Source organism: Pseudomonas sp. TH43 (assembly GCF_016650635.1).
Lineage (GTDB): Bacteria > Pseudomonadota > Gammaproteobacteria > Pseudomonadales > Pseudomonadaceae > Aquipseudomonas.
The window spans coordinates 1,386,811-1,411,446 of sequence record NZ_JAEKFI010000003.1 but is presented as its reverse complement, the minus strand read 5'-3'; the positions used below and the strand labels follow the sequence as shown (position 1 = coordinate 1,411,446).

Sequence of the window (24,636 nt, the reverse complement as noted above, 5' to 3'; positions counted from 1 at the left end):
CTTCAGCGGGCCTTTACTTGAGTGACCCGGTCGACCAGATAAACCAGGCCGTGATAGTCGATCCCGCCATGTTGCGTCAGACCGATTTCGCAAGTGCGGCTGGTGGAAATCCCCTCGCTGCAATGCTGTACCGCGTCCTTGAGTGTGCGCAGTGAATGGCTGTTCAGCTCCGGCGTGGTGAAACCTTTGTCACCGGCAAATCCACAGCAGTGAATACCTTCCGGGATCACCACGGTTTTGCTGCACTTGCGCGCCAGATCGATCAGCGCCTGAGCTTCGCCCAGATGCTGAGTGCTGCACGTCACATGCACGGCAATCGGTGCGTCCTGCGGGGTAAAGTCCAGTCGATCGAGAAGATGCGTACGAATGAATCGCACCGGGTCGTACAGATCCAGGCGAACATCTCCGACATCCTGCACCAACCGCAACGTGCATGGGCTGGTGTCGCAATAGATCGGATCGAGCCCGCCGCGACTGGCGTGGAGCAGAGCGCTGATCAGTTCCTGACGCTTGTGTTCCGCTTGCTCTGCATACCCCTTGGACGCGAACGGCTGACCGCAGCAGAGGTTGTCCTGATTGTCCGGGAACACCACTTGGTAACCTGCCTTTTCCAGCAGCCCACGGGTTTTGTCGTACAACGACATCTGCTCTTTGTCGCCCGCCGCCGGGCCCATAACCCGCGATACGCAAGCCGCCAGATACACCACGCGGGGGCGCTCGTCCGACACGCTCGGGCTGAAGCGAATGGCCTTCTCCGGTTGCGGCATCGCATTGGTCCACAGCGGCACCTGGCCTTTGGACAGGCGCGTCAGCGTTGCCGAAAGCTTCGCCAGACGCGGCGCGCCGAGCATCATCCGCGCACCGTTGGCCACGTGTAGGGTGAAGCGTGCACCTTGCAGCGTTTTGGCGAAGTTTCCTTCAATCCAGTCAGCGGTTTTCTGATGCGTGGCGTGTCGGCCTCGAAGCTTTTTCACCAGCTCGCCGGTGTTGATGCCTACAGGGCAACGTTGCGCGCACAAGCCTGTTGCGGCGCAGGTCTCGATGCCTTGGTATTCGTAAGCTTTTTCCAGTTCAGTGGTGTCGACCCCAGCGCGTTTTTTCGCCTGAATATCCCGCCAGATCACGATGCGCTGACGCGGACTCAGGGTCAGCCCTTTCGACGGGCAAACCGGTTCGCAGAAGCCGCACTCGATGCACTTGTCGACAATCTCGTCGGCCGCTGGCAACGGTTTCAGGTGCTTGAGATGGATCTGTGGATCTTCGCTGAGCACTACGTCCGGATTGAGGATGCCGTTCGGGTCGAGCAGGCGTTTGAGCTGCCACATCAGTTGGTAGGCGTCGCTGCCCCATTCCAGCTCCACGAACGGCGCCATGTTGCGCCCGGTGCCGTGTTCGGCTTTCAGTGAACCGCCGAACTCCACCGCTACCAATTGCGCGACGTCGTCCATGAACGCCTGATAGCGTGCGACTTCTTCCGGGCTGTTGAAGCCTTGGGTGAAGACGAAGTGCAGATTGCCTTCCAGCGCGTGTCCGAAAAGGATCGCTTCGTCGTAGGAGTGTTTGTCGAACAGCTCGATCAAGCGGTTCACCCCGATGGCCAACTGTTCGACCGGGAAGGTCACATCTTCGATGATCACCGTGGTGCCGGTTTTGCGCACCGCGCCGACGGCGGGGAAGGTGTCCTTGCGGATTGCCCAGAGCTTGGCGTTCTCGGTTGGGTCTTCGGTGAAATCGACCTGTTTTTCAACCGGGAATCCACTGAGCGACGCCATGATCTGCGCCAGTTGCTCCTGCAGCAAAGTGGAAGAAGCCGCGCGGGATTCGATCAGCAGCGCGCAGGAATTATCCGACAGCTGTTGTACGAAAGCGGGCATGCCCGGTTTGTCCTGTACCGAACGCAGGCTGCGTCGATCAAGCAGCTCCAGCGCGGATACCGGTTGGCTTTTCAGCACGGTCACCGCGTTGCAGCAGGTTTCCACATCCGGGAACACGATCAGCGCCGAGGCCTTGTTCGGGTGATCGATGACGGTGTCGTAAGTCACTGCACTGATGAAACCGAGAGTGCCTTCTGAACCGACCAGCAAGTGGCTCAAGATATCCACAGGCTCATCAAAATCCACCAAGGCGTTGAGCGACAGGCCGGTGGTATTTTTCAGACGATATTTGTGGCGGATTCGAGCAGCGAGTTCGGCATTGGCGCGGGTCTCGCGACCCAATGTCGCCAAGCGCTCGAGCAGTTCGCCGTGGCTTGCGTGGAATGCCGCAACACTGTCAGCGTCTTCAGTGTCCAGTCGCGTGCCGTCAGCCAGTACCAAGCGAATCCCGGCGAGTGTGTGATAGGTATTTTGCGCAGTGCCGCAGCACATGCCACTGGCGTTATTGGCGACGATGCCGCCGATTTTGCAGGCGTTGATCGACGCCGGGTCCGGGCCGATCTTGCGCCCGAACGGCGCCAGCCATGCGTTGGCCTGTGCGCCGATCACGCCCGGTTGCAAACGGATTTGCATGCCTTGGCCGCGGATTTCGCGAGCGTTCCAGTTATCCCCAAGCACGATCAACACAGAATCGCTGATTGCCTGCCCGGAAAGACTGGTGCCGGCGGCGCGGAAGGTCACCGGAACGTGATCGCGCTGGGCCAGTTTCAGCAGCGCCACGACTTCATCTTCCGATTCAACGCGGATCACCAGTTTGGGGATCAGCCGATAAAAACTGGCGTCGGTGCCGAAGGCCAGAGTCGACAGCGCATCATCGAAGCGGCGATCCGCTGGAATCAGTTGCTGCGCGTCACGCAGGAAATTAACCGGAAGCGTCATTGGTCCTCCAGGATCAAGACCACGAGATCTTTCGGGCCGTGTGCGCCGTAAGCCAGCACTTGTTCAATGTCAGCAGTTTTCGACGGGCCGGACACCAGCAACGCGTTGGTCGGCATGCCCTGAGCCCAGTTGAATTCCTGTTGCACCTGATAAAAGTTGTCGCGTATTTCGCTGGCCTTGAGCAGGGCGAAATGCACCGGCGGCACCAGGCTCATCAAGCGCGGTTCTTCGCGTGTTGGCCAGAGAATCAGGCTGCCGGTGGCGGCGATGGCGCCAAGCGTGCCGGTGAGGCTGGCCGGGGTGTCGTCGAACAACTCGGCTTTCCATTCTTCCATCGGGCGGTCGTAGGATTTCAGCGTCGGCAGATCAGGATTGTTCGCCCAGTGCTGAGTGATTTTTTCACCATGTGGCGTAGTGGGTGCGATCAGCAGGCTTGGCAACTGACGGTCGTGCAGCAATTGGACAAGCAGCGCCGGCCACTCAGTACCCGAGGTCATATGGATTTCGGTGTGCACCGCTTCCATCAGTTTGCGCAATTGCGGGATGCGTTGTTCGGCGCTGTAGGTGTAAGGCTGGGTCACCAGATCGACATCGAAGTTGTCAGCGATCGGTGTGGCGCCCGTCAGACTTTTGCGCAGTTTGCCGAGGATATTTTGCTTGGCACTCATCAGCGATCTCCCTGTTTGGCCAGATGCTCGCGGGCCATGTCGTGCAGTGAGCGGGCGGCGGGTTTCGGCGCGCTGTGGTTTTGCGTCCAAGGACCGATTTTGCTCGGGGTCAAGGCACGCAAGCGTGTAGCGAAGAAGCCGAACAATCGATACAGCGTCGGTGAGCTGTTGAGTGTCGCCCAGGCGTTCCAGATCAAACGTTCCTTGCGCGAATATTTGCTGCCCTGGCCGCGCATCACTTGATGGGGGCTGTCCGGTGCTTTGACGTTTTCTTCGCGCAGGCGTCGCAGGATGGCCGGTATAGGAATTTTTACCGGGCACACTTCACCGCAGGCGCCGCACAATGACGAGGCACTCGGATGGTCGGGGACTTTCGCCAGGCCGACCATGTGCGGTGTGATGATTTTGCCGATCGGCCCCGGATACACCTCGCCATAGGCGTGGCCTCCGACGCGGGTATACACCGGGCAATGATTCATGCACGCGCCGCAGCGGATGCAGTTCAGGGTCTGGCGCAATTCACTGTCGGCAAACGCCTGGCTGCGGCCGTTGTCGAGCAGCACCAGATGCACTTCCTGCGGGCCGTCGAGCTCGTGTTCCTTGCGCGGGCCGGAGATCATGTTGACGTAGGTAGTGATCGGCTGACCGAGCGCCGAACGGGTCAGCAGCGACAATAACGGCACCACGTCACGCAGGTTTTCCACAACCTTTTCGATACCGGTGACGGCAATGTGCACCGGCGGGACGGTGGTGGTCATGCGGCCGTTGCCTTCGTTTTCCACCAGCAGCAGCGTGCCGGTTTCGGCCACGGCGAAGTTGACGCCGGAGACGCCGATGTCCGCTTCAAAGAATTTCTGCCGCAAAACCTTGCGACCGATTTGAATGAGTTGGTCAACGTCCTTGGTGTATTCCACGCCAAGTTTGTCGTGGAACAAGGACGCGACCTGACCGGCATTCTTGTGGATCGCCGGCATAATGATGTGTGAAGGCTTCTCGTGGTCGAGCTGGACGATGTATTCCCCCATGTCGGACTCAAGACATTCAATGTCCCGAGCCTCGAGGAAATGGTTCATCTCCATCTCTTCGCTGACCATCGATTTGCCCTTGATCACTTGCCGCGCCTCGTGAGCGCGGATGATCGATAAGACGATGCCATTGGCCTCGTCCACCGTTTCCGCCCAGTGCACTGTCACACCGTTGCGGGTCAGGTTCTGTTCAAGTTGCTCGAGCAGGTCGGGCAACCTGGAAAGCGCACGGGCCCTGACCGAGTTGCCCAGGGCACGCAAATGTTCTCTTTCGTGGGCATCGCTGAACGACGCTGCCCGCTTGGTCATCAGTGAATCCATGGCAGTGCGGAAGTTATTCCGTAGCTGCTGATCACCCAGAGCGTTGTGGGCCCGAGTGTGGAAATCTTCTTCTACGGCGACCGTAGGAATAATCGTCGAGGTGCTCATTTCGCACCTCCGGTTCGCTGCCACAAGAAGCTGGCGAGATGTTGCCCGCGTAGCGCTTCTTTTTGTTTCTCCAATGCGCCGTTGATGTTCATCAAACAGCCGCAGTCGGCACTCAGTACCTTGTGTGCGCCGGATTCCTTCAGCGCCAGGGTCTTGTCAGCCACCATCGCGCCGGAAATGTCTGGCATACGGACGCTGAATGTCCCACCAAAGCCACAGCATTCGCTTTCGTGGTCGTGATTAACCCGCTCAACGTTGCTCAACTGGGCCAACAACTCGCGGCCGTGCAGGTGGGTATTCATTTCGCGGCGCGCTGAGCACGAAGTATGCAGCGCGACTTTGACCGGTTCGCCACTGTCCTTGAGCTGCACCTTGCAGACGAACAGCAGAAATTCGGCCAATTCGTAGGTACGGGCCGCGAGGGCCTGAACCTCTTTCAACGTCTGCGGCTCGTCCTTGAACAAGTCGGCGTAATGTTCGCGCAGCATGCCCGCGCAGGAACCCGACGGCACCACCACCGGATAATCCCCGGCAAACAGCGCCAGTTGCGAGCGCGCTACCGTCCGCGCCTGCTCGGTGTAACCCGAGGTGTAGGCCGGTTGCCCGCAGCAGCTTTGCCCTTGCGGGTATTCGACCTGAATCCCTTCGCGCTCCAGCAGGTGGATCGCGTCCATCCCTGCTTCGGGGTAGAACAGGTCGACCACACACGTCCCGAACAGGTAGACCCGCGACGGTTTCTCGCTGGGGTATTGCCGAGGTTCGGGCAGTGGCGGTGCAACGCGGGTCGCGTTCGGCACAGCGTTGTAAAAAAGCTCGCTCATCAGGCGTGTCTCCGGGTGGGCCCGGTTATCCGTCCGTTGAGGCTGCTGAATATAGAGAACGTTGCTTTCAGCAGCCTTACAGACCGGGTTGTGAATTGCTGACGCCGGAATCACGAACCAGCGTCGGTTTTATCCGTGTTGCGTGAAGGTTTAGTGCACCAGCATGCCGGTGAACCAGTAGGCCTGAGCCAAGGTGATCAGGCCGACAATCGTTGCAAAGAATAGGCTGTGCTTGAGGGTGAAGCGGAACAGATCGGATTCCTTGCCGACCAGACCGGTTGCTGCGCAGGCCACAGCGATCGATTGTGGCGAAATCATTTTGCCGGTCACGCCGCCACTGGTATTCGCCGCCACCAGCAGAGTGTCGTTGACGCCAATCTGGTGCGCAGTGGTCGCTTGCAGCGAACTGAACAGGGCGTTGGACGAGGTATCGGAACCGGTGAGGAACACGCCGAGCCAGCCGAGGAATGGCGAGAAGAACGGGAACGCTGCGCCGGTTCCGGCCAGCACCAGTGCCAGGGTTGATGACATGCCGGAATAGTTGGTGACGAAGGCGAAGGCCAACACCATGCCGATCGACAGAATAGGCCAGCGCAGTTCGTAGAAGGTTTCTTTCAAAGTGGTAAGACCAATTTTGAAATTGATCTTCAGCACCAGCATCGAGATCAGCGCGGAGAAGAAAATCGCTGTACCGGTCGCGGAAATCGGGTCGAGCTTGAACACGGCTGGAATCGCAGTCGGAGCGGCGACGATCGGTGCCGTCTTGATGACCAATTGATCAAGGTGCGGGATCGCGAAGTTGAACACCCAGCTGTACATCGAGCCGCCAGCGGCGAACATTGCCTTGAATGGCTTCAGGGTCCAGATGGTGACTAGCACGGTGAGGATCAGGAACGGCGACCAGGCTTTGAAAATTTCCCCGAGGCTGTAAGGCGAAGCCACGGTGCTGCGCTTCTGGCCGAAACCACCGACGCTGGCGGTGATCGCTGCGCTCGACGTGGCACCTGCGATTTGCGCGCCTGCGGTGCGTTTCGGCTGCCAGATTTTCAGGAACAAGGTCAGCGAAATCAGGCTGGCCAGTGCCGAGGTGATGTCCGGCAGTTCCGGGCCGATGAAGTTCGAGGTGAAGTATTGAGTGATGGCGAAGCTCAGGCCTGCGACCAGTGCGGCCGGCCAGGTTTCACGAACGCCGCGCAGGCCGTCCATCATGAATATCAGCCAGAACGGCACGAACAGCGACAGCAGTGGCAGTTGGCGACCGGTCATGGCGCCGATCTTGAACGCGTCGATGCCGGTGACTTGGCCGGCGACGATAATCGGAATCCCCAAAGCGCCGAACGCCACCGGTGCGGTGTTGGCAATCAGGCACAGGCCGGCGGCGTATAGCGGGTTGAAGCCCAGTCCGACGAGGAGAGCAGCAGTAATTGCCACTGGCGCGCCGAACCCGGCAGCACCTTCCAGGAACGCACCGAAGCAGAAACCGATCAGCAGCACTTGCAGGCGCTGGTCGTCAGTAATCGATAACACCGAACTGCGGATGACCTCGAATTGACCACTTTTGACCGTCAGTTTGTAGAGGAATACCGCTGCGACAATGATCCATGCAATCGGCCACAGACCGTAGGCGAAGCCGTAACCGGCCGCGGCGAAGGCCATGTCTACCGGCATATGGAACGCGAAGATCGCCACGGCAATCGACAGGGCGAGGGTGATGCTGCCGGCCACATGGCCTTTGAGGCGGAACACCGCCAGCGCGAGAAAAAAGAACACGATGGGAATGACGGCCGCGAGTGCGGAGACGCCGAGACTGCCGAGCGGGCTGTAGAGCTGTTGCCAGGTTTGCATATGGGGTGGCCCCTAATTGTTGTTGGTCAGGCACTGTCAGCGTTCTTGGATAATTGGTAATACCAATTTACAATCGCTGTTGGCTAGGGTAAAAGCCTTGATGTCGGTGTGTCAATTTGTCGCTCTGAAACTTTTGTCGAATCAGCGGTGCAGAAGGCAACTGATCCGGTTTTGCGAAGTGGTGTCTGATAGGTGTCGGCAGGGCGCCGATAGGCCAGAATAGAGAGCCCGGCGAGCGGTCGGGCTCGTGGAGAAATGAGTTATGGGGTTTGATCAGATACGTCAGCGCCGTTTGTCTGACGATATTGTCGAGCGACTCGAGGGGATGATCCTTGAGGGCACGCTGAAGTCCGGTGAGCGGCTTCCGGCGGAGCGCGCGCTGGCCGAGCAGTTCGGCGTATCACGCCCGTCGTTGCGCGAGGCAATTCAGAAACTGGCAGCCAAAGGCTTGCTGGTCAGTCGTCAGGGCGGTGGCAACTACGTGGTGGAAAGCCTGGGCTCGACGTTCAGCGATCCATTGCTGCAATTGCTTGAAAGCAACCCTGAGGCGCAACGGGACTTGTTGGAGTTTCGGCACACTTTGGAGGCATCGTGCGCCTATTACGCGGCATTACGCGCAACAGACGTAGATCGCGAGCGGCTCACCGCCGCGTTCGAAGAGCTGCAGGATTGCTATTCGCGGCATGATGAAGTGAGTCGAGTGGAGGAGGGCGCGGCGGACGCGAAATTCCATCTGGCGATTGCCGAGGCCAGTCATAACGCGGTGTTGCTGCACACCATTCGCGGGCTGTTCGATCTGCTCAAGCGCAATGTCGTGACCAACATCGGTGGCATGTACAAACAGCGCACGGAAACCCGCGACATGCTGATCACACAGCACCGGGAATTGTACCTGGCGATTATCGAGGGGCGCACTGAGCAGGCAAGGGAAGTCTCCAGCAGACACATTCTGTATGTGCAGGAAGTGCTGGAAGAAGTGCGGCAGGAAGTTCAGCGCATGGCTCGGGCGGAGCGGCGCAAGGGGATGTGATCAGTTGTTTCTGTGCTGATGCTGCAATAGCTTTCGCGAGCAGAGTCGCTCCCACATTTGAAATGCATTCCAGAATGTGGGAACGAGCCTGCTCGCGAATACGGCCTAAAGGCAGAAGAAATTAATCTTCCTTGCCCTTGTTGCGCACAGCGCGTTGCAGCTCACGTCCGGCATCGCGTTCACGCTCGGTGTCACGCTTGTCGTATTCCTTCTTGCCCTTGCCCAGAGCGATCTCGCACTTGACCATGTGCTTGCTCCAGTACCAGGACAAGCAGACGCAGGCGTAACCCTTTTGCTGCACCATCGCTGCAAGCTTTTCCAGCTCGCGGCGGTTGAGCAGCAATTTACGGGTACGCACCGGGTCGGCAATGACGTGGGTGCTTGCGGTCATCAGAGGCGTGATATGGCTACCCAGTAGCCATGCTTCGCCATCCTTGAGCAGTACGTAGCTGTCAACCAGCTGTAGCTTGCTTGCCCGCAGACTTTTTACTTCCCAGCCGGCCAGGACCAGACCAGCCTCGAACTTATGCTCGATGAAGTAATCGTGTCGCGCCTTTTTATTCTGCGCGATGGTCCCTGTTGGGTGTTTCTTCTGTTTAGCCATAGGGGCGGCATTATATGGAGTTGTTCCGCTGTCGGCTACGGTGATGCTGCGTGCTTGAGCAGGTTGAGTGAATCCCGGACAATGCGGCCTCTTTTTCTAACGCTTGGGCGTGATAAACGATGTCGACAGACAAGGTTTCTGTCCACGGCAGTTGGGCTAGCCGCTGGGTTTTCATATTCGCCGCGACCGGTTCGGCCGTGGGGCTGGGTAGTATCTGGAAGTTCCCCTACATGGTCGGGGTCTACGGCGGCGGTGCGTTTGTACTGATGTTTCTGGCATGTATCGCACTGATCGGCATTCCGGTCATGCTGGCTGAAACCCTGATAGGCCGGCGCGCCCGGCAGAGTCCGGCCAACGCTTTGAAGGTGCTGGCGATCGAGGCGGGGCACTCGGCCAAGTGGTCGTGGGGTGCGTTTGCCGGGATGATCACGGCATTGCTGATTCTGTCTTTCTATAGTGTGGTCGGCGGTTGGTCGCTGGATTACATCATTGATATGGGGCGTGGTGATTTTCAGGGCGTCACGGCCGATCAGGTCGGTGCCTATTTCGGTAATGTCATCTCCAATCCGTGGCGTCTGACACTTTGGCACACGATTTTTATGCTGTTGTCGGCGTTTGTGATCGCCAAAGGCGTGGTTGCCGGCCTTGAACGCAGCCTGCGCATCATGATGCCGTTGCTGTTCGTGATGATTCTGGTGCTGCTGGGTTACAGCATGACCACCGGGCATTTCATGGAAGGCGTGCATTTCATGTTCGACTTCCATCCGGAAAAGGTGCTCGATGGTTTGCTGCCCGCCATGGGTCACGCGTTCTTCTCGCTCAGCGTGGGTGTGGGCTCGATCATGATCTACGGCGCTTACATGCCGAAGAACGCGTCGCTGTCCGGCACGGTTGTCGGTGTGGCGCTGCTGGATACGTTTGTTTCACTGGTCGCCGGTCTGGCCTTGTTTCCGATTGTTTTCGCTGCCGGCCTGAACCCGAGTGAGGGCCCGGGCCTGATGTTCGTCAGCCTGCCATTTGCCTTTGGTAACGTGGCGTTTGGTCAATTGATGGGCGTTGTATTCTTCGTGCTGGTTGCCGTTGCGGCATGGAGTTCGGCAATTTCCCTGCTTGAGCCGATGGTCGCTTACCTGGTTGAACGCACCAAAGTCAGTCGCGCCTGGGTGACGTTCTGGTTGGCGTTCACTTGCTGGTTCGTCGGTTTGGGGACCGTGTTTTCCTTCAATATCTGGAAGGAAGCCAAATTTTTCGTGAACGAAGGCGGGATGTTCCACCTCTACCAATGGGGAGCGAAGAGCGGTCTGGACTTCTTTGGCGTGATCGATTTCTTCACTTCGCGGATCATGTTGCCGCTCGGTGGCCTGTGTTTCGTGCTGTTTGCCGGATGGGTGATGGGGCGTGAAGCGGTGCGTGACGAGTTGTCGATTCGTAATCCGGCACTGTTTGCCTTGTCTTTGTTCTTGATGCGCTATGTGGCGCCCATCGGCATTCTTGTAGTGTTTGCCACCCAGCTCTGGAAGTGACGCTTACATGACGACACATATTCAACGATCAGCGCTGCTGCCTTATCCGGCGCAATTCCTTTACGACCTGGTCAACGACGTGGCGCGGTACCCGGAGTTTTTGCCGTGGTGCTCCGCCGCTGAGGTTCTGGAGAGCTCACCAGAGCACATGCGCGCCAGTGTTGGCGTGGCCAAGGGTGGTCTGAGTCAGCATTTTGTCACGCGGAATACGCTGGTGCCGGGGCAGTCGATTGAAATGAACCTTGAAGAAGGTCCGTTCAATCAGTTGCACGGCGTATGGGTGTTCAAGGTGTTGAATGAGAAGGCCTGCAAAATCAGCCTAGATCTGTCGTTCGATTACGCCGGCCCGCTGGTGCGCGCCACGCTGGGGCCGTTGTTCAATCAGGCGGCGAATACGCTGGTGGATGCGTTCTGTCAGCGTGCCAAGCAGATGCATGGTTGAGTCGATGATCGAGATAGAGGTCGTGTACGCGGCCGTTGATCGTCAGGTCTTGCGTTCTGCCAGTGTGGCGCAGGGAATGACGGTTCGAGCTGCAGTGCTCGCATCGGGTATCGGTGCCGAGTTTCCCGAACTGAATCTGTCTGAGTGCCCGCTGGGTATCTTCGGCAAAGTAGTTGCCGACCCGGACGCTCGAGTCATTCAGCCGGGGGATCGCATTGAGATTTACCGACCATTGCTTGCCGATCCGAAAGAGGTGCGACGCTTGCGTGCGGCCAAGGCTGCCGAGGCTAAAGCAAAAAATCTTTGAGAAGGCCAAACGGCAGGCAATAAAAAACCCGGTATTTCCGGGTTTTTTATTGCGTCGCAAATTATTGCGGCGAGGTATCCAGCGGCTCTGGCGTTGGAACCGGAACGGTTTCCACACCATCGACATCCTTCTGGATCTGATCCAGCAAGGAACCTGGCTTGACCGGTTTTTCCGGTTTTGGCTTCTCGGCGTTTTCAGCAGGAGCGGTCACGCTAGTGCCACTGTCCTTACCGAGAATGGCTTCGTCACGGCTTACGCCCGGCATGAAGTCACCGGACAGGCTGACAAGCTGGTCGTTTGAGTTGAAATTAACGCTGACGCGTTCCTGTTGGCGTTCACCGCCACCCGGTTGCAGGCTGTACAGATAATCCCAGCGATCGGCATGGAACGTGTCGACAAGCAGAGGGTTGCCCATGATAAACCGTACTTGCGGCCGGGTCATTCCCGGGCGTAACTGGTCTATCATGTCCTGCGTGACGACATTGCCCTGCTGGATGTCGATTTTGTAAACCCCGGGGAATGAACAACCGGCGAGTGCGAGCAGTCCCACAAAGGTGAAACTGGTTAGCAAGAGCTTGGTGTTTTGCATCGGTGGGCGACTTCCACTATCTTGGCTGGGACAACGTAAACGCCGATCATACCCGCATTAAGAGAAGCTGCGAAGCAGCATCGCGAGAAAGCTAACCATGGTTGAAAATAGCGAACTACGCAAAGCCGGCCTCAAAGTGACCCTGCCACGGGTCAAGATCCTGCAAATGCTCGACTCTACCGAGCAGCGTCACATGAGTGCCGAGGACGTCTACAAGGCGTTGATGGAAGCTGGTGAGGACGTCGGTCTGGCCACGGTCTACCGTGTTCTGACCCAGTTCGAAGCGGCTGGCCTGGTGGTCCGTCACAACTTCGACGGCGGCCACGCGGTATTCGAACTGGCCGACGGTGGCCACCACGACCATATGGTCAACGTGGAAACCGGTGAAGTCGTCGAATTCGTCAGCATCGAAATCGAAAAACTCCAGAAGGCAATTGCCGAGGAGCACGGTGTCGAGTTGGTAGATCACAACCTGGTGCTGTACGTACGCAAGAAAAAGTAAGCATGTCGCGCGAATTTCAGGTTCGCGAAACGAACGAAGGCGACCCAAGGGTCGCCTTCGTGCTTTCTGTCGCATGTGAATCTTAAACTTTGGCGGTAACGACCATTTTTTTCGCGTGAGCCAAGGATTCCTTGGTCAGATCGATGCCGCCGAGCATCCGCGCCACTTCTTCTATGCGATCGTTCTTGCTCAGTTTGGACACGGCGGTGTGCGTTGCTTGCTCGCCACGTACCTTGTGTACGAACAAATGCTGGTGACCCTGTGCCGCCACTTGCGGCAAGTGAGTCACGGTCAGTACCTGGCCGCGTTCGCCGAGCCGGCGCAACAATTGACCGACAATTTCGGCTGTCGGGCCACCAATGCCGACGTCCACTTCGTCGAATACCAGAGTCGGTACGCGGGATGTTTGGGCGGTGATGACCTGAATCGCGAGGCTGATCCGTGACAGTTCACCACCCGATGCCACTTTCGCCAGCGCTTTGAGTGGTTGGCCGGGGTTGGCGCTGACCAGCAACTCGACCTGCTCAAGACCGTTGGGCAGCAGTTCGTCACTGCTGTTGGCGCGCAGCTCAATGGTGAAACGACCACCGGGCATGCCCAGGCGCTGGATCTCCTGTTCCACCGCGCTGGCAAGGCTGCCCGCCGCCTGATGGCGCAGATCACTCAGTTCCCGAGCCTTTTCCTGATAGTGACGGGCAAAGGATGCCAGCTCTTCACCCAGCCGCTCGATGGATTCATCATTGGCATTGAGGGTTTCGATTTCATCCAGCAGTTTCTGCTGCATTTCCCCGACCTCGGTCGGTTGGATCCGGTGTTTGCGCGCCAGCGTATATATGGCGTCGAGGCGCTCCTCCAGATATTGCAGGCGCGCCGGATCGGCATCGAAGTTGTCGAGGAAACGATTGAGTTCACCGACGGCTTCCTCTACCTGAATCTGTGCGCTGGTCAGCAAGCTGCTGGCTTCGCCCAGGGCGCCGACGGAGTTGTTTACGCTCGACAGGCGATTAAGACTGGCGGTCAGGGCGTTCAGCACATTGCCTGAGTCGCTTTCGCTGCACTGCTCAACCACTTGCCGGCAGATACCCAGCAAGGTTTCGGCGTTGGTCAGGTTTTTGTGTTCCTGCTCCAGCTGTTCGAGCTCGTTATCGCCGAGGCCGAGATTTTCCAGTTCTTCGAGTTGGTAGCTGAGCAATTGATGACGAGCACGTTGCTCATCGCCCGAATTGGAGAGGCGTTCCAGTTCCTGGCGAGTCTGGCGCCAGCGCTGGGCAGCCAGGTGAACCTGGCGGGCCAGATCCGTGGCGCCCGCGTATTCGTCCAGCAAGCGGCGATGGGTATCGGTTTTAAGTAGCGATTGGTGTTCGTGCTGGCTGTGGATATCGATCAGCAATTCGCCGAGGGACTTGAGATCGCCAAGCGGGCAGGGCGTGCCATTGATATAGCCGCGCGAGCGTCCTTCCGAAGTGATGACCCGGCGCAGGATGCAGGGGCCGTCGATGTCCAGATCGCGCTCGGCTAGCCAGGCGTGGGCTTCGGGAATGTCGACCAGGTCGAAGGTCGCCAGAATATCGGCCTTGTCGGCCCCAGGGCGAACCACGCCGCTGTCGGCGCGATCGCCGAGGGCCAGGCCCAGTGCGTCAAGCATGATCGACTTGCCGGCGCCGGTTTCCCCTGTGATCACGCTCATCCCGCGATCGAGTTCAAGATCGAGATGTTCAACGATGGCGTAGTTGTGTACGGACAGGTGCACCAGCATAAAGGCCGCTCCCAAGCTTTAGGTCTGGTTATTTATACAGTGTTTTGTTTCGAGCTGACAATGCCCTCGCTTAGCTCGATTTGCTTGATTGATCTGAATGCTTAGCGCATCGAGGAATGAAAAATCAGCACTTTTTTGTAGGGTTAAATGCGTGAAGGCCCTTGAAGCCTGATTTTGCGGCCCCATATATCGGGGCAGAAGCGTGAGTCGAACTCGCGGACGATATTGAAAGGAGAATTCTATGGCTGACGAACAGACAGTAGATAAGCAAAACCCAGAAGCCAATCAGGCGCCCGAGGGTTCGGGTGACGACCTGGCGACCCGTGTACAAGTGCTCGAAGAGCAATTGGCCGCAGCGCAGGATCAGTCTCTGCGTGTAGCTGCCGATCTGCAGAACGTCCGCCGCCGTGCCGAACAGGACGTCGAAAAGGCGCACAAATTTGCGCTGGAGAAATTCGCCAGCGATCTGTTGCCGATCGTCGACAGCCTGGAGCGCGGCCTCGAGCTGTCGAACCCGGACGACGAAAGCATCCGTCCGATGCGTGAAGGCATCGAGCTGACGCTGAAAATGTTCCACGACACCCTCAAGCGTTATCAGCTTGAAGCCATCGATCCGCATGGCGAACCGTTCAACGCCGTTCACCATCAGGCGATGGCCATGCAGGAAAGCGCCGACGTGGAACCGAACAGCGTTCTGAAGGTGTTTCAGAAGGGCTACCAGCTCAACGGTCGCCTGTTGCGCCCGGCCATGGTTGTGGTCAGTAAGGCGCCAGCGCCAATTTCGCCTTCGATTGACGAGAAGGCTTGAAATTAGTCGCAAGGCCCCCATTTAGAAGTCAAGCGTTTAAGTGCTACCGCAGTCAGCCACCACTGCTGCGGCATCCAAATCCAAAGTTTCGGGAGAGTTAACATGGGCAAAATTATCGGTATCGACCTGGGGACTACCAACTCCTGCGTCTCCGTGCTGGAAAACGGCAAAGCAAAAGTTATTGAAAACGCTGAAGGCGCGCGTACCACGCCGTCGATCATCGCTTACGCCAACGACGGCGAAATCCTGGTAGGTCAGTCGGCCAAGCGTCAGGCTGTAACCAACCCGCACAACACTCTGTACGCAGTAAAGCGTCTGATCGGTCGTCGTTTCGACGAAGAAGTTGTGCAAAAAGACATTCAGATGGTGCCTTACAAGATCGCCAAGGCCGACAACGGCGACGCTTGGGTTGAAGTGAACGGCCAGAAGATGGCACCGCCACAAATCTCGGCCGAAATTCTGAAGAAAATGAAGAAGACCGCCGAAGACTACCTTGGCGAGCCAGTGACCGAAGCGGTGATCACCGTTCCGGCCTACTTCAACGACAGCCAGCGTCAGGCGACCAAAGATGCCGGTCGCATCGCCGGTCTGGACGTAAAACGTATCATCAACGAACCAACCGCAGCCGCTCTGGCTTACGGTATGGACAAGGCCAAGGGCGATCACACCGTGATCGTTTATGACTTGGGTGGCGGTACTTTCGACGTCTCCGTGATCGAGATCGCTGAAGTTGACGGCGAGCACCAGTTCGAAGTGTTGGCCACCAACGGTGACACGTTCCTGGGCGGTGAAGACTTTGACATTCGTCTGATCGACTACCTCGTCGACGAATTCAAGAAAGAAAGCGGCATGAACCTTAAAGGTGACCCGCTGGCCATGCAGCGCCTGAAAGAAGCCGCTGAGAAAGCCAAGATCGAGCTGTCGTCCGCTCAGTCGACCGACGTCAACCTGCCGTACATCACTGCAGATGCGACCGGTCCTAAGCACCTGAACGTGAAGATTTCGCGTGCCAAGCTCGAAGCACTGGTTGAAGACCTGGTTCAGCGCACCATCGAACCTTGCCGCATCGCCATGAAAGACGCGGGTCTGGACGTTGGCGCGATCAACGACGTAATCCTGGTCGGTGGTCAGACGCGTATGCCGCTGGTGCAGAAGCTGGTGACCGATTTCTTCGGTAAAGAAGCGCGTAAGGACGTTAACCCGGACGAAGCTGTTGCCATGGGTGCTGCGATTCAGGGCGCTGTTCTGGCCGGTGACGTGAAAGACGTGCTGCTGCTCGACGTCAGCCCGCTGACCCTGGGTATCGAAACCATGGGTGGCGTGATGACCGCGCTGATCGAGAAAAACACCACGATTCCTACCAAGAAATCGCAAGTGTTCTCGACTGCCGATGACAACCAGGGCGCTGTGACCATTCACGTTCTGCAGGGCGAGCGTAAGCAAGCCACACAGAACAAGTCCCTGGGCAAGTTCGACCTGGCCGACATTCCACCTGCTCCACGTGGTGTGCCACAGATCGAAGTGACTTTCGACATCGACGCCAACGGCATCCTGCACGTTGGTGCGAAGGACAAGGCTACCGGCAAGACTCAGTCGATCGTGATCAAGGCCAACTCCGGTCTGTCCGACGAAGAAATTCAGCAAATGGTTCGTGATGCTGAAGTGAACGCTGAAGAAGACCGCAAGTTCGAAGAACTGGCCGGCGCTCGCAATCAGGGTGACGCACTGGTTCACTCGACTCGCAAGATGATCGCTGATGCTGGCGACAAAGTGACCGCTGAAGAGAAGGTCGCAATCGAAGCTGCCGTGGTTGCCCTGGAAGCCGCTGTCAAAGGCGACGACAAGGCTGCCATCGAAGCCAAGGTTGAAGAGCTGTCGAAAGTCTCTGCTCCGGTTGCTCAGAAGATGTACGCCGAACAGGCTCAGCCTGCTGAAGGCGCGGCACCGCACGACGAGAAAGCTGAAAAGGCTGACGATGTTGTCGATGCCGAGTTCGAAGAAGTTAAAGACCACAAGTAAGTTGTTGGTCGGCCGGTTGACTGCCTTTGGGCGGTGACTGGTAGGATGTCGCCGCGCGGGAGCTAGCTCCCGCGTTGGCGTATCTGGAATACGCGAATTTTTACAGCATGCGACAACGCTCGGATGCTGGTGGTATGGCCGAAAATGCTCCTGCTTTTCGCGCCGCAAGTACCGCATGAATCAAAGACCAGGATCGTTGAATTGACGTGAGTTGGGTCCGGGCCTGTATTGGGGCTCAGCGAGTTTGGCGATCCTCAGGAGGGGTTTGCCCGACGTCCTCAAGAGTGCAGAAGACTTATGGCAAAGCGTGACTATTACGAAGTGTTGGGTGTTGAGCGTGGCTCAAGCGATGCGGACCTGAAAAAGGCCTATCGCCGTCTGGCGATGAAGCACCACCCGGACCGTAATCCCGATGACAAAGCGTCGGAAGAGCTGTTCAAAGAGGCCAACGAGGCCTACGAAGTACTGTCCGATTCCAGCAAGCGTGCGGCCTACGATCAGTACGGTCATGCCGGTGTCGATCCAAGCATGGGTGGCGGCGGTGCCGGTTTCGGCGGTCAGAACTTCTCTGACATCTTTGGCGATGTCTTCAGTGATTTCTTCGGTGGTGGTCGCGGCGGTTCCCGTGGCGGCGCTCAGCGTGGCAGCGATTTGCGCTACACCCTGGAGCTGAACCTGGAAGAAGCGGTGCGCGGTACGTCGGTGAATATCCGCGTTCCGACGCTGGTCAATTGCAAGCCGTGCGATGGTTCTGGCGCGAAGAAAGGCTCGTCGCCATCGACCTGCCCGACTTGCGGCGGTATCGGTCAAGTGCGCATGCAGCAGGGCTTTTTCTCGGTGCAGCAGACCTGCCCGCGTTGCCATGGCCAGGGCAAGATCATTTCCGATCCGTGTGATTCCTGTCACGGTGACGGTCGTGTGGAAGAGTACAAAACCCTGTCGGTTAAAGTGCCGGCCGGCGTCGATACCGGCGACCGCATTCGTCTGTCCGGTGAAGGCGAAGCGGGCACGCAGGGCGGACCAACGGGTGACCTGTACGTGGTCATCAACGTTCGTGAGCACGATATTTTCCAGCGCGATGGCAAGCACTTGTTCTGCGAAGTGCCGATCAGCTTCGTCGATGCGGCACTTGGCGGCGAGCTGGAAATTCCGACCCTCGACGGTCGCGTCAAACTGAAAATCCCCGAAGGCACTCAGACCGGTAAGCAATTCCGTGTCCGTGGCAAAGGCGTTGCGCCAGTACGTGGTGGCGGTGCGGGCGATTTGATGTGCCGCGTAGCGGTCGAGACGCCGGTCAATCTGAATCGTCGTCAGCGTGAATTGCTGGAAGAGTTCCGCGGCTCGCTGGCGGATGACAACAGCCACTCGCCGAAAACCACCGGTTGGTTCGACGGTGTGAAGCGTTTCTTCGGCGATCTGTAAGGAGTCGGCATGCGACGTATAGCTGTGATGGGCGCCGCCGGGCGCATGGGCAAAATTCTGGTCGAGGCCGTGCAGCAGCGCGCGCCACTGACCGGTCTGACTGCTGCGATCGTTCGCCCCGGCAGCACGCTGATTGGCGTCGATGCCGGTGAGCTGGCTTCGCTGGGGCGTATCGGCGTGCCGCTGTGCGGTCATGTTGAAGCGGTAGCGGAAGAGTTCGACGTACTGATCGATTTCACCCTTCCGGAAGTGATGCTGAAAAATCTGGCGTTCTGCCGCAAGGCGGGCAAGGCCATGGTCATCGGCACCACTGGGCTGGACGCGGCGCAAAAGCAGTTGCTGGTCGAGGCGGGCAAGGACATTCCTATCGTGTTCGCGGCCAACTTCAGTGTCGGCGTCAACCTTTCGCTGAAGCTGCTGGACATGGCCGCGCGGGTGCTGGGTGACGACGCGGACATCGAAATCATCGAAGCTCATCACCGCCACAAGATCGATGCACCGTCGGGTACGGCGTTGCGCATGGGTGAAGTGATCGCCAATGCGCTGGATCGTGATTTGCAGAAGGTTGCGGTCTACGGCCGTGAAGGTCACACCGGCGCCCGCGAGCGTGAAACCATCGGTTTTGCCACCGTGCGTGGTGGTGATGTAGTGGGTGATCACACCGTGCTGTTTGCCTGCGAGGGCGAGCGCCTGGAGATCACTCACAAGGCTTCGAGTCGCATGACCTTCGCCAAGGGTGCGGTGCGTGCCGCGCTGTGGCTGGACGGTCGCGAGCCGGGTCTTTACGACATGCAGGACGTCCTCGACCTGCGTTAAGCTGTCGCTTGATCCAGCGCAAACGCCCTGTTTGCGCTGGTTTTTCACCACCGAGCGACGTCCTGTCGCATTCTCCGGCCTTTTAGGCTCATTAGCGGTGGACCAAAAAAGCCTTTTTCTGTAAGCTACAGCTTTAGTGTGTCCACTAAAAGCGCGCAGAATAATTCAGTGAAGAAGCGGGGTGACGTGTCCATACGTCACTCCGCTTTTTTACAACCTGCGATCGCCCTTTCATGCGTTATTTACGGGAGGTCTTCTTGACTAAGCCAGCCATACTTGCCCTTGCTGATGGCAGCATTTTTCGCGGCGAAGCCATTGGTGCCGACGGTCAAACCGTTGGTGAGGTGGTGTTCAACACCGCAATGACCGGCTATCAGGAAATCCTTACCGATCCTTCCTACGCCCAACAGATCGTTACCCTGACTTACCCCCACATCGGCAACACCGGTACCACGCCGGAAGACGCCGAGTCCAACCGCGTATGGTCCGCTGGCCTGGTTATTCGTGACCTGCCGCTGGTAGCGAGCAACTGGCGTAACACGATGTCCCTGTCCGATTACCTGAAAGCCAACAACGTTGTGGCCATCGCCGGTATCGACACCCGTCGCCTGACCCGAATCCTGCGTGAAAAAGGCGCACAGAACGGCTGCATCATGGCCGGCGACAACATTTCCGAAGAAGCCGCGATTGCCGCTGCGCAAGGCTTCCCTGGCCTGAAGGGCATGGATCTGGCGAAAGTCGTCAGCACCAAGACTCAATACGAATGGCGCTCGACTGTCTGGGATCTGAAGACTGACAGCCACGCGACCATCGATGCTTCCGAGCTGCCATACCACGTGGTTGCCTACGACTACGGCGTCAAGGTCAATATCCTGCGCATGCTGGTCGAGCGCGGCTGCCGCGTTACCGTGGTGCCGGCGCAAACCCCGGCTGCCGACGTACTGGCACTGAAGCCGGACGGTGTGTTCCTGTCCAACGGCCCTGGTGATCCGGAGCCATGCGACTACGCGATCAAGGCGATCAAGGAAGTTCTGGATACCGACATCCCGGTATTCGGCATCTGCCTCGGCCACCAGTTGCTGGCTCTGGCCTCCGGCGCCAAGACCCTGAAAATGGGCCACGGCCACCACGGTGCCAACCACCCGGTACAGGATCTGGACACTGGCGTCGTGATGATCACCAGCCAGAACCACGGTTTTGCGGTAGACGAAGAAACTCTGCCTGCCAACGTTCGCGCGATCCACAAATCGCTGTTCGACGGCACCCTGCAAGGCATTGAGCGCACCGACAAGAGCGCGTTCAGCTTCCAGGGTCACCCTGAAGCGAGCCCGGGCCCGAACGATGTTGCGCCACTGTTCGACCGCTTCATCAACGAGATGGCCAAGCAACGCTAAGCGTTCGCCTTGAGACTGTAGAGAGAAGCCCCTCGAGGGTGGCCCCGGCACCGGCGGCCCCTTCGAGGCTTCAGAAATCGATCAAGACGGCTTGCCGACTGACCTGCGGATTTGAGTGACAAACCCATGCCAAAACGTACAGACATTAAAAGCATCCTGATTCTCGGCGCTGGCCCGATCGTTATCGGCCAGGCCTGCGAATTCGATTACTCCGGCGCCCAGGCTTGTAAAGCCCTGCGCGAAGAGGGTTACCGCGTCATTCTGGTGAATTCCAACCCGGCCACCATCATGACCGACCCGTCCATGGCCGACGCAACTTACATCGAGCCGATCAAATGGCAGACCGTTGCCAAGATCATCGAGAAAGAGCGTCCAGATGCGCTGCTGCCAACCATGGGTGGTCAGACTGCTCTGAACTGCGCCCTGGACCTGGAGCGCGAAGGCGTTCTGGAGAAGTTCGGCGTAGAAATGATCGGCGCCAACGCCGATACCATCGACAAGGCTGAAGACCGTTCGCGTTTCGACAAGGCGATGAAATCCATCGGCCTGGCGTGCCCGCGTTCCGGTATCGCCCACAGCATGGAAGAAGCCAACGCCGTCCTCGAGACCCTTGGCTTCCCTTGCATCATCCGTCCGTCCTTCACCATGGGCGGCACTGGTGGCGGTATCGCCTACAACCGTGAAGAGTTCGAAGAAATCTGCGCCCGCGGTCTCGACCTGTCGCCGACCAAAGAGCTGCTGATCGACGAATCGCTGATTGGCTGGAAAGAATATGAAATGGAAGTTGTCCGCGACAAAAAGGACAACTGCATCATCGTCTGCTCGATCGAGAACTTCGATCCGATGGGCGTGCACACCGGTGACTCGATCACTGTTGCCCCGGCTCAGACCCTGACCGACAAGGAATACCAGATCCTGCGTAACGCCTCTCTGGCGGTACTGCGCGAGATCGGCGTGGAGACTGGCGGTTCCAACGTTCAGTTCGGTATCTGCCCGGACACTGGCCGTATGGTCGTGATCGAAATGAACCCGCGTGTATCGCGTTCCTCGGCGCTGGCTTCGAAAGCCACCGGTTTCCCGATCGCCAAAGTCGCCGCCAAACTGGCAGTGGGCTACACCCTCGACGAACTGTCGAACGACATCACCGGCGGCAAGACCCCGGCGTCCTTCGAGCCGTCCATCGACTACGTCGTGACCAAGCTGCCACGTTTCGCCTTCGAAAAATTCGCCAAGGCTGACGCGCGTCTGACCACGCAAATGAAATCCGTCGGTGAAGTCATGGCCATCGGCCGTACCTTCCAGGAATCCCTGCAGAAAGCTCTGCGCGGTCTGGAAGTAGGCGTTTGCGGTCTGGACGAGAAAGTAGACCTGAGCAACCCGGAAAGCATGAGCGTGCTCAAGCGCGAACTGACCGTGCCGGGCGCTGAGCGTATCTGGTACGTGGCGGACGCAATGCGCGCCGGCATGAGCGTTGACGACATCTTCAGCATGACCATGATCGATCGTTGGTTCCTGGTGCAGATGGAAGATCTGATCAAGGACGAAGAGAAGGTCAAGACCCTGGGTCTGACCAGCATCGATCGCGACCTGATGTTCAAGCTCAAGCGCAAAGGCTTCTCCGATCAGCGTCTGGCCAAGCTGCTGGGTGTGACCGAGAAGAGCCTGCGTACGCATCGTCACAAGCTGGAAATTTTCCCGGTCTACAAGCGCGTTGACACCTGCGCGGCCGAGTTCGCCACTGATACCGCTTATCTGTACTCGACGTACGAAGAAGAGTGCGAAGCGGCACCATCGGGTCGCGACAAGATCATGATCCTCGGCGGCGGTCCAAACCGTATCGGCCAGGGCATCGAGTTCGACTACTGCTGCGTACACGCGGCACTGGCGCTGCGCGAAGACGGTTACGAGACCATCATGGTCAACTGCAACCCGGAAACCGTGTCCACCGACTACGACACTTCCGATCGTCTGTACTTCGAACCAGTAACCCTGGAAGACGTGCTGGAAATCGTTCGCGTCGAGAAGCCGAAAGGCGTGATCGTCCAGTACGGCGGCCAAACCCCGCTGAAACTGGCTCGTGCTCTGGAAGCCGCTGGCGTGCCGATCATCGGCACCAGCCCTGACGCCATCGACCGTGCCGAAGACCGTGAGCGTTTCCAGCAAATGGTTCAACGCCTGAACCTGCGTCAGCCGCCAAACGCGACCGTGCGCAGCGAAGACGAAGCCATTCGTGCCGCTGCCAAGATCGGTTACCCGCTGGTGGTGCGTCCGTCCTACGTACTGGGCGGTCGTGCGATGGAAATCGTTTACGAAGAAGAAGAGCTCAAGCGCTACCTGCGTGAAGCGGTTCAAGTGTCCAACGACAGCCCGGTGCTGCTGGATCACTTCCTCAACTGCGCCATCGAAATGGACGTGGATGCGGTCTGCGACGGCAAAGACGTGGTGATCGGCGCGATCATGCAGCACATCGAACAGGCTGGCGTTCACTCCGGTGACTCCGCGTGCTCGCTGCCGCCGTACTCGCTGCCGGCACACATCCAGGACGAAATGCGTGAGCAGGTCAAGAAAATGGCCCTGGAACTGGGTGTAATCGGCCTGATGAACGTGCAGTTGGCGCTGCAAGGTGACGATATCTACGTCATCGAAGTCAACCCGCGTGCTTCGCGCACCGTACCGTTCGTGTCGAAGTGCATCGGTGTTTCCCTGGCCATGATCGCGGCTCGCGTAATGGCGGGTAAAACCCTGAAAGAAATCGGCTTCACCAAAGAAATCATTCCGAACTTCTACAGCGTGAAAGAGGCGGTGTTCCCATTCGCCAAATTCCCTGGTGTTGACCCGATCCTCGGCCCAGAGATGAAGTCGACCGGTGAAGTGATGGGCGTTGGCGACACCTTCGGTGAAGCGTTCGCCAAAGCCCAGATGGGCGCGAGCGAAGTGCTGCCGACTGGCGGTACTGCGTTCATCAGCGTGCGTGACGACGACAAGCCACTGGTTGCGGGCGTGGCCCGTGATCTGATCAACTTGGGCTTCGAAGTGGTTGCCACTGCCGGTACTGCCAAGCTGATCGAAGCCGCAGGCCTGAAAGTGCGCCGTGTGAACAAGGTGACCGAGGGTCGTCCGCACGTGGTCGACATGATCAAGAATGACGAAGTCACGCTGATCATCAACACCACCGAAGGTCGTCAGTCGATCGCTGACTCTTACTCCATTCGTCGTAATGCCTTGCAGCACAAGATCTACTGCACCACCACCATTGCTGCTGGCGAAGCTATCTGTGAAGCGCTGAAGTTCGGTCCTGAAAAAACCGTGCGTCGCTTGCAGGATCTACACGCAGGATTGAAGGCATGATCAAATACCCAATGACCGTCCAGGGCGCTAAAGCCCTGGAAGAAGAACACACTCACCTGACCAAGGTCGTTCGTCCGAAGCTCAGCCAGGACATCGGTACGGCCCGCGAGTTGGGTGACTTGAAAGAAAACGCTGAATACCATGCCGCGCGCGAACAGCAAGGCATGGTCGAGGCGCGGATTCGTGACATTGAAGGCCGGATTCAGAATCAGGTCATTATCGACGTCACGACGATTCCTCATACCGGCAAGGTGATTTTCGGTACTACGGTCGAAATCGCCAACGTCGAGACTGATGAAAGCGTCACTTACCACATCGTGGGTGAGGATGAGGCTGACTTCAAACTCGGCAAGATTTCGGTCGGCTCGCCTCTGGCTCGCGCTTTGATCGGCAAGGAAGAGGGCGATGTGGTCGCCGTGAAAACGCCAAGCGGCGTTATCGAGTACGAGATTGTCGAAGTCCGTCACATCTGAAA

At 58.1% G+C, this 24,636-nt stretch carries 20 protein-coding genes; 12 read left to right on the top strand and 8 right to left on the bottom strand.

Features of this window, described 5'->3' with window-relative positions; all coding sequences use genetic code 11:
• Positions 1 to 2 precede the first annotated feature (2 nt).
• From JFT81_RS16015 to JFT81_RS15995, 5 genes are all read right to left on the bottom strand, one after another.
• The gene (locus JFT81_RS16015; protein ID WP_201228039.1) at positions 3 to 2,813 is read right to left on the bottom strand and encodes an FAD-binding and (Fe-S)-binding domain-containing protein; all 2,811 of its coding nucleotides are present in this window, start codon (positions 2,811 to 2,813) and stop codon (positions 3 to 5) included.
• Complete coding sequence (locus JFT81_RS16010) at positions 2,810 to 3,481, bottom strand: lactate utilization protein C (protein WP_201228038.1); 672 nt, start codon at positions 3,479 to 3,481, stop codon at positions 2,810 to 2,812. The genes JFT81_RS16015 and JFT81_RS16010 overlap by 4 nt, the downstream gene beginning before the upstream one ends.
• Positions 3,481 to 4,935, bottom strand: coding sequence for a LutB/LldF family L-lactate oxidation iron-sulfur protein (locus JFT81_RS16005; RefSeq protein WP_201228037.1), 1,455 nt, complete (start codon positions 4,933 to 4,935; stop codon positions 3,481 to 3,483). The genes JFT81_RS16010 and JFT81_RS16005 overlap by 1 nt, the downstream gene beginning before the upstream one ends.
• A complete protein-coding gene (locus JFT81_RS16000; RefSeq protein WP_201228036.1) occupies positions 4,932 to 5,756 on the bottom strand; it encodes a (Fe-S)-binding protein in 825 nt (274 codons plus the stop codon). The genes JFT81_RS16005 and JFT81_RS16000 overlap by 4 nt, the downstream gene beginning before the upstream one ends.
• A 150-nt stretch (positions 5,757 to 5,906) precedes the next feature.
• Complete coding sequence (locus JFT81_RS15995) at positions 5,907 to 7,601, bottom strand: lactate permease LctP family transporter (protein WP_201228035.1); 1,695 nt, start codon at positions 7,599 to 7,601, stop codon at positions 5,907 to 5,909.
• 262 nt (positions 7,602 to 7,863) lie between these two features.
• Between JFT81_RS15995 and JFT81_RS15990 the strand changes: the two genes are divergently transcribed.
• Positions 7,864 to 8,631: an FCD domain-containing protein gene (locus JFT81_RS15990; RefSeq protein WP_201228034.1), complete on the top strand. Its 768-nt coding sequence runs from the start codon at positions 7,864 to 7,866 to the stop codon at positions 8,629 to 8,631.
• A gap of 121 nt (positions 8,632 to 8,752) precedes the next feature.
• On the opposite strand, the gene smpB is transcribed toward JFT81_RS15990, so the two are convergent.
• Positions 8,753 to 9,235 (bottom strand): SsrA-binding protein SmpB, encoded by a 483-nt coding sequence (smpB, locus tag JFT81_RS15985; protein ID WP_008088297.1) that lies wholly within the window; start codon positions 9,233 to 9,235, stop codon positions 8,753 to 8,755.
• Between the two features lie 119 nt (positions 9,236 to 9,354).
• Here smpB and JFT81_RS15980 point away from each other — a divergent pair, with 119 nt between their 5' ends.
• The 3 genes from JFT81_RS15980 to JFT81_RS15970 are packed head-to-tail and all read left to right on the top strand — an operon-like array spanning position 9,355 to position 11,507.
• Positions 9,355 to 10,758 carry a sodium-dependent transporter gene (locus JFT81_RS15980; RefSeq protein WP_201228033.1) on the top strand — a complete coding sequence of 468 codons (1,404 nt, stop codon included), beginning with the start codon at positions 9,355 to 9,357 and terminating at the stop codon, positions 10,756 to 10,758.
• 7 nt (positions 10,759 to 10,765) lie between these two features.
• Positions 10,766 to 11,200, top strand: a complete 435-nt coding sequence (locus JFT81_RS15975) for a type II toxin-antitoxin system RatA family toxin (RefSeq protein WP_008088301.1) — start codon at positions 10,766 to 10,768, stop codon at positions 11,198 to 11,200.
• On the top strand, positions 11,193 to 11,507 hold the full coding sequence (locus tag JFT81_RS15970) for an RnfH family protein (RefSeq protein ID WP_201228032.1): 315 nt from the start codon (positions 11,193 to 11,195) through the stop codon (positions 11,505 to 11,507). The genes JFT81_RS15975 and JFT81_RS15970 overlap by 8 nt, the downstream gene beginning before the upstream one ends.
• Before the next feature lie 61 nt (positions 11,508 to 11,568).
• On the opposite strand, the gene JFT81_RS15965 is transcribed toward JFT81_RS15970, so the two are convergent.
• Positions 11,569 to 12,096 (bottom strand): outer membrane protein assembly factor BamE, encoded by a 528-nt coding sequence (locus JFT81_RS15965; RefSeq protein WP_201147933.1) that lies wholly within the window; start codon positions 12,094 to 12,096, stop codon positions 11,569 to 11,571.
• A gap of 97 nt (positions 12,097 to 12,193) precedes the next feature.
• On the opposite strand from JFT81_RS15965, the gene fur reads away from it, so the two are divergent.
• A complete protein-coding gene (gene fur, locus JFT81_RS15960) occupies positions 12,194 to 12,598 on the top strand; it encodes a ferric iron uptake transcriptional regulator (RefSeq protein WP_064119476.1) in 405 nt (134 codons plus the stop codon).
• Positions 12,599 to 12,680: 82 nt separating this feature from the next.
• On the opposite strand, the gene recN is transcribed toward fur, so the two are convergent.
• The gene (recN, locus tag JFT81_RS15955) at positions 12,681 to 14,354 is read right to left on the bottom strand and encodes a DNA repair protein RecN (RefSeq protein ID WP_201228031.1); all 1,674 of its coding nucleotides are present in this window, start codon (positions 14,352 to 14,354) and stop codon (positions 12,681 to 12,683) included.
• A gap of 241 nt (positions 14,355 to 14,595) precedes the next feature.
• On the opposite strand from recN, the gene grpE reads away from it, so the two are divergent.
• From grpE to greA, 7 genes are all read left to right on the top strand, one after another.
• Positions 14,596 to 15,162, top strand: a complete 567-nt coding sequence (gene grpE / locus JFT81_RS15950; RefSeq protein ID WP_201228030.1) for a nucleotide exchange factor GrpE — start codon at positions 14,596 to 14,598, stop codon at positions 15,160 to 15,162.
• Positions 15,163 to 15,264: 102 nt separating this feature from the next.
• Positions 15,265 to 17,181, top strand: coding sequence for a molecular chaperone DnaK (gene dnaK / locus JFT81_RS15945; RefSeq protein ID WP_201147930.1), 1,917 nt, complete (start codon positions 15,265 to 15,267; stop codon positions 17,179 to 17,181).
• 297 nt (positions 17,182 to 17,478) lie between these two features.
• Complete coding sequence (dnaJ, locus tag JFT81_RS15940; protein WP_201228029.1) at positions 17,479 to 18,603, top strand: molecular chaperone DnaJ; 1,125 nt, start codon at positions 17,479 to 17,481, stop codon at positions 18,601 to 18,603.
• A 9-nt stretch (positions 18,604 to 18,612) separates the two neighbouring features.
• Positions 18,613 to 19,419 carry a 4-hydroxy-tetrahydrodipicolinate reductase gene (gene dapB / locus JFT81_RS15935; protein WP_201228028.1) on the top strand — a complete coding sequence of 269 codons (807 nt, stop codon included), beginning with the start codon at positions 18,613 to 18,615 and terminating at the stop codon, positions 19,417 to 19,419.
• Between the two features lie 257 nt (positions 19,420 to 19,676).
• On the top strand, positions 19,677 to 20,813 hold the full coding sequence (carA, locus tag JFT81_RS15930) for a glutamine-hydrolyzing carbamoyl-phosphate synthase small subunit (RefSeq protein ID WP_201228027.1): 1,137 nt from the start codon (positions 19,677 to 19,679) through the stop codon (positions 20,811 to 20,813).
• A 126-nt stretch (positions 20,814 to 20,939) separates the two neighbouring features.
• A complete protein-coding gene (gene carB, locus JFT81_RS15925) occupies positions 20,940 to 24,161 on the top strand; it encodes a carbamoyl-phosphate synthase large subunit (protein ID WP_201228026.1) in 3,222 nt (1,073 codons plus the stop codon).
• On the top strand, positions 24,158 to 24,634 hold the full coding sequence (gene greA / locus JFT81_RS15920) for a transcription elongation factor GreA (protein ID WP_008088322.1): 477 nt from the start codon (positions 24,158 to 24,160) through the stop codon (positions 24,632 to 24,634). The genes carB and greA overlap by 4 nt, the downstream gene beginning before the upstream one ends.
• Positions 24,635 to 24,636: the final 2 nt, after the last annotated feature.